Source organism: Acinetobacter sp. YH12070, assembly GCF_013419625.1.
GTDB lineage: Bacteria > Pseudomonadota > Gammaproteobacteria > Pseudomonadales > Moraxellaceae > Acinetobacter > Acinetobacter amyesii.
In genome coordinates, this window is the sequence record NZ_VOZT01000080.1 from 1 (window position 1) to 10450 (window position 10450).

At 40.0% G+C, this 10450-nt stretch carries 8 protein-coding genes and 2 pseudogenes; 6 read left to right on the top strand and 4 right to left on the bottom strand.

Features of this window, described 5'->3' with window-relative positions; genetic code table 11:
• Nucleotides 1-279 precede the first annotated feature (279 nt).
• Entirely contained in the window at nucleotides 280-1395 is a 1116-nt protein-coding gene (locus tag FTU17_RS15845) for an NADH:flavin oxidoreductase/NADH oxidase (protein WP_180135987.1), read from the top strand.
• Between the two features lie 77 nt (nucleotides 1396-1472).
• Nucleotides 1473-2402, top strand: coding sequence for an AEC family transporter (locus tag FTU17_RS15850; RefSeq protein WP_180027265.1), 930 nt, complete (start codon nucleotides 1473-1475; stop codon nucleotides 2400-2402).
• Between the two features lie 72 nt (nucleotides 2403-2474).
• Here the strand turns inward: FTU17_RS15850 and FTU17_RS15855 are convergent, their stop codons facing one another.
• Nucleotides 2475-3311: a tetratricopeptide repeat protein gene (locus FTU17_RS15855; RefSeq protein ID WP_180135988.1), complete on the bottom strand. Its 837-nt coding sequence runs from the start codon at nucleotides 3309-3311 to the stop codon at nucleotides 2475-2477.
• A gap of 249 nt (nucleotides 3312-3560) precedes the next feature.
• On the opposite strand from FTU17_RS15855, the gene FTU17_RS15860 reads away from it, so the two are divergent.
• Together FTU17_RS15860 and FTU17_RS15865 are read left to right on the top strand one after the other, a co-directional pair.
• Nucleotides 3561-3806 carry a hypothetical protein gene (locus tag FTU17_RS15860; protein ID WP_078191141.1) on the top strand — a complete coding sequence of 82 codons (246 nt, stop codon included), beginning with the start codon at nucleotides 3561-3563 and terminating at the stop codon, nucleotides 3804-3806.
• 207 nt (nucleotides 3807-4013) lie between these two features.
• The gene (locus FTU17_RS15865) at nucleotides 4014-5189 is read left to right on the top strand and encodes a sorbosone dehydrogenase family protein (protein ID WP_180135990.1); all 1176 of its coding nucleotides are present in this window, start codon (nucleotides 4014-4016) and stop codon (nucleotides 5187-5189) included.
• An 86-nt stretch (nucleotides 5190-5275) separates the two neighbouring features.
• On the opposite strand, the gene FTU17_RS15870 is transcribed toward FTU17_RS15865, so the two are convergent.
• The 3 genes from FTU17_RS15870 to FTU17_RS15880 form a co-directional block, all read right to left on the bottom strand.
• Nucleotides 5276-6529 (bottom strand): YgcG family protein, encoded by a 1254-nt coding sequence (locus tag FTU17_RS15870; RefSeq protein ID WP_180135992.1) that lies wholly within the window; start codon nucleotides 6527-6529, stop codon nucleotides 5276-5278.
• A gap of 99 nt (nucleotides 6530-6628) precedes the next feature.
• Nucleotides 6629-7354 (bottom strand): folate-binding protein YgfZ, encoded by a 726-nt coding sequence (locus FTU17_RS15875; RefSeq protein ID WP_257220772.1) that lies wholly within the window; start codon nucleotides 7352-7354, stop codon nucleotides 6629-6631.
• Between the two features lie 117 nt (nucleotides 7355-7471).
• Complete coding sequence (locus tag FTU17_RS15880; protein ID WP_180135994.1) at nucleotides 7472-9571, bottom strand: multicopper oxidase family protein; 2100 nt, start codon at nucleotides 9569-9571, stop codon at nucleotides 7472-7474.
• A gap of 388 nt (nucleotides 9572-9959) precedes the next feature.
• Here FTU17_RS15880 and FTU17_RS15885 point away from each other — a divergent pair.
• Both FTU17_RS15885 and FTU17_RS15890 read left to right on the top strand, forming a co-directional pair.
• Nucleotides 9960-10295 (top strand): annotated as a pseudogene (locus FTU17_RS15885) (IS701 family transposase); the annotation flags it as partial.
• A 60-nt stretch (nucleotides 10296-10355) separates the two neighbouring features.
• Nucleotides 10356-10450, top strand: a pseudogene (locus FTU17_RS15890) (helix-turn-helix domain-containing protein); the annotation flags it as partial.

The following is a 10450-nucleotide window of genomic DNA, read 5'->3' on the forward strand; positions in this document are numbered from 1 at the left end:
GTTAAAATGCTGTGCTGCTTTTCGCACAGACATTTCATCTCGAATCATAATTTCTATGACTTTATCTTTAAAATCTTTTGAATATCCCATATCTCTATTGTTCTATAGTTTTTAGGATTTGGCTATAAAACCTATGTACGTGCAGATAATTTGTTTGATGAGAACTATGTCGGCTCAGTGATCGTCAATGATGGAAACGGACGCTTCTTTGAACCCGCTGATGGTTTGAATTGGAGTGCAGGATTAAGTGTGACCAAAGCCTTCTAAAAGGAGAGTGATGTGGCGTTGTTATTTCAACCAATTCAGTTTGGAACATTGGGGCTGAGTAATCGAATCGTGATTGCACCCATGTGTCAGTATTCAGCCAATGAGCAAGGGGAGTTAAGCTATTGGCATGAGCAACAATGGGCGAATTATGCCTTGTCAGGTGCCGGACTTTGTATCGTCGAGGCAACGGCTGTACAGGCAGAGGGGCGCATTAGCTATGCAGACCTCGGCCTTTGGAATGATATGCAACGCGCACAGATGAAGGCACTATTGGCCAAGGTGAAATCACTTTCACCTATGCCATTTGCTATCCAACTGGCACATGCGGGTCGTAAGGCATCGACAGATAAACCTTGGGCAGGACGTGGACAATTACCCCCAGATCACCCTCAAGGATGGCAAACTGTTTCAGCAAGTGAGTTGCCCTTTAATGCCACAGATCATGCACCCCATGCTTTAAGCCGAGAAGAAATCCAACAGATCATTCAAGACTTTGCCGATTCAGCAAAACGTGCGGTAGATGCAGGCTTTGACTTAATTGAGCTACATGCTGCACATGGTTATTTGCTGCATCAATTTATGTCGCCATTGTCGAATCAGCGTAGCGATGAATATGGTGGCAGTCTGGAAAATCGCATTCGGCTGACGCTTGAAGTGTTCCAAGCCATGAAAAATACCGTTCCTGAAGATTATCCAATAGGGGTACGTATTTCCGCAACTGATTGGATGGAATATACTGAAGCACCGAGTTGGGATCTAGACTCGGCTGTTGGTTTGTCAAAAGCGCTTGCACAACTAGGCACAGCCTATATTCATGTTTCTAGTGGCGGCTTAGATGTTGCGCAAAAAATTCAATTACAAGCCAGTTATCAAGTGCCCTTTGCAGAAGCTATTAAGCAAGCCGTTCAGGTTCCCGTAATTGCTGTGGGTTTAATTACCGAAGCAATGCAAGCCGAAGGCATCTTACAATATGGCATGGCAGATGCGATTGGTCTTGCTCGTGCAATTCAATATGACCCGCGTTGGCCATGGCATGCTGCTGCAGAACTCGGTGAAAATTTAAAAATTTCTCCGCAGTACTTACGCTGTCAGCCGCATGCACAAAGAAGTCAATTTACGGCTTTCTAATTTTCAAAATAGAGGTCCGATCCACACTCTCAGGTTGAGGGTGTGGATGGAAGAGTCTATTACACAGGATATTTCGTATGGTCTTTGAGGTGATTGGTCCAATCTTTTTTCTTTTGGCCTTGGGATATCTGTCTGTAAAATGCAGTTTATTGAGTAAAGAACAGGTCGGAACCATTGGTGCATTTGTGATTAAGATTGCACTGCCGGCTTTGTTTTTTCAGTCATTAGCTTCTAAAGATTTGCATCAAATTTGGTATCCCGGCTATTTCTTTGTTTATACCGGAGTCACGTTTTTACTGTATGGCATGGCCTATTGGCTATTGTCGACACATTTTAAAAATAATATGTCGCAAACAGCGGTACTGTCACTAGGCGCTGGCATGTCAAATACAGGCTTAATTGGCACTGCAGTGCTAAGCTTGTTGGTCGGTCAAAATGCGATGACCTATACCTCATTAATCGTCATCATTGAAAGTGTGCTACTGATTCCAACGGTGCTGGTCCTTGCACAATTAGGAAGTTCACAGCAAAAAGCCAATATTGGCGACATCATCAAAAATACCTTAATGACCCTGTTAAAAAATCCACTCTTTGCAGGGGTAATGCTAGGGATTGGGTTTGCAATTTTCCAAATCCGTTTGCCTCATCAAATCAATGATGTACTGGCGATGTTAGGTCAAACGGCTTCACCACTGGCGCTGTTTGCAATTGGTGGTGGGATTGTCGGTATGAGCTTAAAGTATGTGAATGCTCAGAGCTTCTATTTGGTGATTTCAAGCAACTTGGTGATGCCTTTACTGACTTATTTAGGCTTACGTTATTTGACCGATGTCAGCCAAGAGATGTTATATGCAGGGACGATTATTGCCGCATTACCGATGCCGACGATTTTTGCCATGCTTGGACAAGTTTATGGCTTAAATGAAAAGACCTTAACGCCTTTGTTGATGAGTACTATCTTGGGCTTTGTCGTAACAGGTGTATTAATCAGTCTGTGGTGGGCGTGATTTTGATCAGCTCAAGATTTGCTTAAACCCATGAAAAAGCCCTGCATGTGCAGGGCTTTTTTTAATGCTCAATTAACTCTTTTTCGCATTGGCTTTAGGTGCTTTGGCTTTAGGTGCTTTGGCTTTAGGTGCTTTGGCTTGTTCAGCAATCATTTTATCCACGGTTGCCAAAGATTCTTTGGCTTGTGGAATATTTTCTTTGGCTAATGCACTGAATATTTTTTTAGCTTCAGGCAAATTTTGCGGGATGATATTGCCATTTACAAACATATTGCCCACCGCCATCAATGCAGGGACATAGCCTTTTTTTGCTAACTCTTGAATGCTATTTAGACCTTGCTGAATAGGCTTTTCATTTTTAGCTTTAAAGCCCGCACTGATGTCATAAAGTGCTTTGGCATGAATCGCAGGGTAGTTGCCTTTTTTAATCAGCGGATCAAGTTTGCTGAGTGCCAATTTATCTGACTCAGGTTTATTTTCTGCAAAAAGTAAAATGGCATAGTCGATGGAGGCATCATCAAAACCAGCCGAAGATGCGCGTTCTAAATATTGTTTGGCCTTATTGGTGTCTTGTTTTAAGCCCAGTGTGCCCGTTGCATAATTTTTACCTAAAACATAGTTAGCAACTGGGTAACCTTTGGCTGCAGCCTGTTCATAGAGTTGGATGGCTTTTTTCTCATCCTTCGCTACGCCTTGACCTGTTTGAGTAAGATAGCCCAAATTATAAATAGCCTGAGCATTACCTTTTGCTGCAAGCTTGCTCAGTGTTTGGTAGGCGCCATTCATATCTTTGGCCTTGACCATAGCTTCCACTTTAGCAAATTCAGGATCGACGGCATTTGTTTTAGTTTCAGCAAAAGCGAGTTGAGTGCTCATTGCCAAAATGCTTGCGAGTAGGATTTTTTTCATCTTGAAACCTTTTGTAAATCATACACATAATTCCGTTTATGTGTTTTGGTGGTTATTTTTGTCGGTTTTTACATCATAGGTAGATTTACGTAAATGTAAAGTGAGGAATTGTGATTTAAAGCGTTTTTATAAAATAATGTTGATTGCCCTTAGCGCTTTAAAAGCCATGACTTTATTGCATCAAAAGCCTTTGCAAAAAAGCAGGACTCTGATTTAATCGCGCATTGTTATTTTCTCTGAGGCAGCGCGATGTTTATTAAAGGCATTAAACGCAATTACGATAAAATTAATGCAGATGAATCGATTGCAGATGAAGATAAAATCGATGCGCTTTTGATGAAACTGGGTGCAGAGTTTTTAGTCAGTAAAGAGGATCGTGTTTATATTTTCAAAAAAGGTGATTTAGAAGCTAAATTTGATGCCAAACATGCGCGCGCCTATCATTTTAAAGAATATGTATGCAAAGATATGAATAAGTTGTTTCATGGATTTTGATTAAAATCATGATTTAAAAACAAAGACGTGAGGGGGAATACAGTTCCTCCTTATTTTGACTGTTGTGTACTGCAACAGCGTATGTGATTTAAAAAAACTTTAATTTTCAAAAGTATAATATTTTCTAAAAATATAAATTGAATAAAATAGATACAAGACATCTATGATGAATACAGATATACATGATTCATTGGGATGTATTTAAATATGAAAAAAATAAGCGCCATCTTGATCCTTGGTTTCGCCTGTTCAATGACCAGTTGGGCGCAACAACCCAAACTTGTACCGCATCCAATCCATTTAAAAAATGGCAAGCAGTTTTCATTAAATTTGCCTGCGCAGTATGAAATTATTCCTGCTGCCGAAGGTCTCAAACGTGTTCGTTTTTTTGCGCAAGCACCTGATAGCAGAATGTTTGTCACGGATATGTATGATCTAACAGATAATAAAAAAGGTACTGTGTATATATTGGATGATTGGAATGCTGACACAGGTAAATTTGGCAAAATCATTCCTTATCTGACCGGTTTGAGAAATCCAAATTCAGTTCAGTTTTATACCGATGCTCAAGGACAGGATTGGCTTTATTTGGCAGAAACGCACCAACTGACACGGCAAAAATTCAACAGAGGTGAAACTCAGCCTTCGGGTAAGGCTGAGGTTTTAGCGACATTTCCAGATTATGGTTTGAGTTATAAATACGGCGGTTGGCACCTGACTCGGACGATTGCTATTGGTGGGAATGGAAAAGTTTATGTGTCGGTTGGTTCGAGTTGTAACGCCTGTGTAGAAAAAGAAAAAGTGCGAGCATCCGTCATCGAGATGAATCCTGATGGTTCAGAGCAACGGGTGTATGCGGCAGGTTTGCGTAATGCTGTTGGGCTAAAATGGATCGGTAGATTTCTATTTGCGACCAATCAAGGTTCTGATCATTTGGGAAGTAAAAAACCAGATGAAACTTTTTATGCGCTAAAACAGGATGTCGATTATGGTTGGCCCGCATGTTATGCATGGCAGGGAAAAGTCTTGGCGGACTCTAAATTTAAACGTGCATCTGGCTGTAAAAATGTTCCATCGCCCTATGCTTATTTCCCTTCGCATTCCTCAGCACTGGGTTTTGATTATTTTGATCATCCAGACACAGATGACACCATCAAAAATTCTTTTTTAGTGGCCTTGCATGGCTCTACCGAAGAAGCGATTGGCCATGGCTATCAAATTGCAATTATGCGTAAAGGACAAAAACTTGAAACCTTTATGAATGGCTTTTTAGTCGGGAAAACGGTAATTGGGCGACCTGCTGATATTTATAAGATCGATGAAAAATCTTTTTATTTTTCGGATGATCGGGCAGGGGTGATTTACTATGTGAGAGAAAAATGAGTGATAAAAAGCCAAAGTTTTAGGCTTTGGCTTTGAGTGATTGGATTTTAAAAAATTAATCTTTAATCGCAACTTCGTTTTAGGTATTACCATGAACCCGATGCGCCGCCGCCGCCTGAGCTTCCTCCTGAATCTCGTGAGGAAGATGAGGAAGAACTACTTAAGCTGCTTCCTGATGAAGAACTGCTGCTTGACGATGAAGAGCTGTAACTAGAGGAAGAAGACTGACTTGATTTGCTCGTTTTATTGAAAGGATTTAAACGCTCATATTGTTCATCCAACATTTTTTGACGTGCTTTTTCTTGTAAATATTGATTATAAAAAGCGGTGAGATAGGTATTTTCAGTCCCTGCTCTGAATCGATATAAAAACACTGCATATCTTAATAAAAGTAAAATAAAACAAGTGGTTATAGATGTTAATATAATGAATGATATTTGAGGATAGAATTCGATGAAGTAAAAAATGCCGAAGCCAAATAAAGCAAAAATCTGAAGTGGTAAGCTGTATAAAATAGTTTTAAGTAATCTGTATGGTTCATTGAAGGGAAGAAATATAGTCAACATAAAAGGGGCATAAAGAGGAATAGATGCGCAAAGTAAAAATGCAATTTTTCCAAAATTTAAATAACCAAAAATCAAAAGATGAATAAAAATTTCAAAGATAAGGAGTCCAATAAAAGCACCTAAGGCACCATTAGTACCAAATTTAATAATCACTTTTGTGTAACACCAATAGAGTGGGATACACAATAAGAATGATAGAAATATTCCAGCTATTGTTTTTAGAATGTGATCTATTTTTTGATCTTCGTTTTTAGGTTTACCAAGAGTAATTGATTTATCTAGTAACTTTTTTTGTGTTTCTTTAAAGCCATTAAAATAGTCATTATTTTGGAAATTTGGAGCGAGTGTGTGTCGAATTATGCGCCCAGCTTCTAGATCAGTGAAATCTCCCTCTAAACCATAACCTACCTCGAACCGCATTTTACGATCATCTTTTGCAACCAAAAGTAGTAAGCCGTTATCGAGCTTCTCATTGCCAATTTTAAGTTTATTGAATATCTCAAGTGCATATTGATCAATAGGTTTTCCATTGGTCGAGGGAATCATCAAAATTTTAAAGTCGATATGCTTTTGCTGATAAAGCTGCTCGTTTTGCTTTTTCAATTGGACAATTTCATCGCGGGAAAGCGAGTTGGTTTGATCGACCACATTGCTATTTTTTAGCTCTTCCAATACTGCTGAATCTATCTCGGCATAAATATTTGGTGATATAAAACAACTGAAGAGAATGAGGCAATTCAATAAGAAAAAGCGAAATGGGAAAGGGATGAGCATTTTTATAAATCTTTATATTTTGTTGTAATTTTAAATAGTAATCAGAATAAGAGCCAAACAACTTTTGTAATTTGGCTCTTATTTTCAAAATTAAGATGCTTAAGCAGGACGCGCCACATCACCATTCAATGCTTCAGGCAAGGCTAAAACAGTTACATCTAACTCTTCTAAAGCTTCTGGACGAGCAACAACCAATGCTACATAACCATTATCTACAGCCGCGCTATTGACGACTTGTACGCCTTTATTCAGCTGTTCGCCTTGTGCAGGAGCAGTACCCGTGCCTTGAATTGCATGCAACCAAGCTTTTGGTTTGGCTTTAAACCATAAACGTGCAATCACTTCCTGACCCAAATAACAGCCTTTGTCATAGTGGACACCTTCACGCTGATGTAGACGTAACTCTTGTGGTTGGAACACATGTTCAATGGCTTGGTCGATATAGGCCTGACCCGCTTGAATCGCTTGAATTTCCCATGCTGCAACATCCGTCGGTTCCGAAGAAAATGTCGTTTCATCACTGACTAAACTTGGAAAAACTGTACCAGTTTCTTCAAGTTTCATCTTAGAAAATGCACCAAATTTTTTAATATGTTTGGCAAATTCTTCGGCTTGATCTGCCGTAGTGACAATAGAAAAACTTTCAGCACTGTGTTTGGTGAGCCATAAACCAAAGTGAATACGGCCTTTGAGGTCGCAGATTGCAGTATAACGTGTTGCATTTTCTTCAAGGCGTTCAACATGCAAAGTCACTTGCCCTTGTAGAAATTTTTGTGCATCGACACCGTTGAGAGAAAAAGATGTGAATGCCATAGACGTTGTCATGACCAGCCTCAGTATAAATTTTAGATATCATTAATCATGTTATTTTGCAGCAAGCCGCAGTGTTAGGCAAACAAAAAGCCCATATTGATATGGGCTTTTGTACAGCATAGATCGGTCTTAGTGACTGTGTGTCGGCATATCGCTTGCAGTCATATCCATAGTGGAATGATGTGAAGGCGGTTCACTATTACAATCATATTGGTCGCCACAAATACGCACGGTTTCCATCATGCCTTGATCTTCATGGTCTAAAATATGGCAGTGCAGCACGAAGTCGCCTTCAAATTTTTCGTACTTGCTGCGCACAAAGATTTTATAGCCCTGTTTGACGAAGAGCGTATCTTTCCAAACGCCTTTCATTCCATGATATTGCGAGTCAATATTTCCTGCACCATCTTTATCTGAGCTGCCGATGGCACTGACATCGACACCATTTTCATTCAATATTTTCACGACTTGGAATGGATTGACATGGATATGGAAGGGATGACTTGCAACATTACTACTCAACTCCCACTCTTGGGTTTGCCCGATTGGAAGCTTGCGGACATAGCTATGGTGGGTATGGTCTTCATCGTGGTAGGCATCTCCAAAGCTTATCAAGGTGCCTTCATCGGCATGACGAATACCAAATTTAAAGCTGCCATCTGCATTGAACAGAATGTCAAAGTTGGTGATTTGCTTCGCCATTTTTTTGAGCATTTCATCGACTTCAGTAGTCATTAAACTCGCATGAGAGATAAAGGCTGATAAATCACCCTGTTCGAGCTGTGCAATCACTTCTGGTGCCAGTTTCAATTGGGTTGCCTGACTTTTCAAAAAGTTATAAGGCGTTTGCTGCGGTAGTTGGGTTGCTTTTACATTGACCCAACCGAGGAGCTGTGTATTAAGTTTTTCTTCCGGTGCGCGACGCAGTAGCGGACTTGATTCAGGCGCATTAATTTCATCTTCTAGATTCAGCTTGGCATCGTATACACAGTATTTATTGGTGGTCGGGAAAGAGAGCATGGCATCAAAGCGATAACCCGGCTGAAAAATTTCAATCCCTTGCTTTTGGATTTTTCCCATGGTCAAGCCGTCTTGTGCAAGGGTATACAACGGTAATGTTTTCAGCGTTTTAAACTGTGAAGACATCGACTTGCTTTGATACTTTTGACATTCACTAAGGGTTTGCTCTGCGGTAAAGAGCGCAGAATCAGGCAGTTCTTTGATGGTCAAACCAATGGTGTCACGGATACCGCCGTGAATCATGCGCCAGCGGTGGTATTGGTTCTGATCCACCTTAATTTCACCAAACATTTTGCCATTGATACTGGTAAAACGATTTTCATCCGCCCATGAGGTGGGTATATCGAGTTTTGAATAATCTTCTAAGCTATAGATGCAGGGTGTACCATTCACTTGGCTTAAATTGCTGTCGCAATCTTCATTGTATTGAATCTGCTGGAACAGCATGATTTTTTCATGGTCATACTGCTGGGTTTTTTGATTTTTCCATAAGATGTCCAAATCTCCAGTCTGCTGAATTTGCCCCTGTCGAATGACGGGTTTTCGCTCTCCCTCAATAATCAAAGGGCCAGCCATGCCGCTTGAGACCTGAATCGCGGTTGAACCATGCACATGCGAGTGATACCAAAATGTTCCCGCAGGATGATTCGGTTCGATCTTAAATTCGTAATGAAAATCTTGCTGAGGTTTTAAGCTCAAAAATACGTTGTCACTATTTCCTTGCGGGCTAACCCAGAGACCATGTGTATGTAAATTTGTGGTGTTAAAACAGTTCCCTTGGTTAATATTGGTCACTGGACTTGGACAGGTCTCCGTCGATTCAACAGGGAGATGATTGACCAGATGAATTTTTAAATTGTCACCTTGTTTCGCACGAATTTGTGGGCCAACCAGTACATCAGAAACACTGCCATCGCTATTTTTCGAGTTCCAGAGTTCAGGTTTAGTCAGATAGCCTCTGACCTGTAATAGGTCATTTTCACCCGTTTCAGGGTCGTATAAGGCTTGGCGTTTATAGGCAATCAGCAGTTCATGCTCACCTTGTGCATTGGCTTTCAAACGTGGTGGATTCGAGATGACAGTCGGTGAGTCTACTTCCTCTTCTTGAATCGTCGAATCTGTTGTCGATTGGTCGTTGTCGCCACAGGCAATGAAGCTGAGACAGCTTAAGAGGCAGCCAGCCCCAATGATGGTTTTAAATTTTGTCATGATCTTTCCCCAAAGCATAATGACGGTAGAACAGTAGTCGCTGATTTATTTAGCTAAGGTTTTGTAAATATTTTGATTATTTTGGCGAGTACAGCGAATTACTGTTCTTGTATGTCGTGCTTTTATTATCTGAGAGAGGGGTGATTCGACGCTATCCCTGCAAATAGGGATAAATTGAGAATTAAGATAAAATAAATAATAAAACCGTGTTTTGATTCACATTATGGCTTTAAGGCGCAATGAGCTAATGAAGTAATTTAATGCCTTGATTATTAAATACTAAAACTGATAAGACTGATTTTTAATCAATTTGGTTGATATTTAGATTAAATTAGGACTTACGCATTGACGGATTCAAAAAAGTATTAAAATACTTTATAAAGTATCTGTGATCAGACGAATTAAAAATGCTTCTACAGCAACTTGTACTCTACCCATTTATATGGGCTTTCTCATGACAGAACCGAACTCTATTAGCTGCACACAACTTGCCGAGACTTATAATATCTCGCATGATAGTGTAAATCGCTTTCTAGAGCGTGAAGACTACACACCTCACGACCTATATCAGGAAGCAATTCAACATATTGATAATAATAAACTTATAGTCAGTATTGATGATACTGTTTTAGATAAACCGTATAGTCAGCATATGGACTTAGTTAGCTATTTTTGGTCAGGCAAACACCACCGTTCCGTCAAGGGTATTAATCTCATTACCTTGTAAGTTGACAAAAATAACTAATCATGCGAAAAAGTTTTTTTAGTTAACAGATGTTCACACATGCCTCGAATTGTTTCTGTACCACTTAGTTTAGAACAGCGAGAACGACTCATTTTTCTGGCCAAGCATGCAAAACATTGGCGTGAAAGACAACG

Coding starts and splice junctions, on each gene's coding strand:
- FTU17_RS15850 (WP_180027265.1), top strand. CDS start 1,473: ATGGTCTTTGAGGTGATTGGTCCAATCTTTTTTCTTTTGGCCTTGGGA.
- FTU17_RS15855 (WP_180135988.1), bottom strand. CDS start 3,311: ATGAAAAAAATCCTACTCGCAAGCATTTTGGCAATGAGCACTCAACTC.
- FTU17_RS15860 (WP_078191141.1), top strand. CDS start 3,561: ATGTTTATTAAAGGCATTAAACGCAATTACGATAAAATTAATGCAGAT.
- FTU17_RS15865 (WP_180135990.1), top strand. CDS start 4,014: ATGAAAAAAATAAGCGCCATCTTGATCCTTGGTTTCGCCTGTTCAATG.
- FTU17_RS15870 (WP_180135992.1), bottom strand. CDS start 6,529: ATGCTCATCCCTTTCCCATTTCGCTTTTTCTTATTGAATTGCCTCATT.
- FTU17_RS15875 (WP_257220772.1), bottom strand. CDS start 7,354: ATGACAACGTCTATGGCATTCACATCTTTTTCTCTCAACGGTGTCGAT.
- FTU17_RS15880 (WP_180135994.1), bottom strand. CDS start 9,571: ATGACAAAATTTAAAACCATCATTGGGGCTGGCTGCCTCTTAAGCTGT.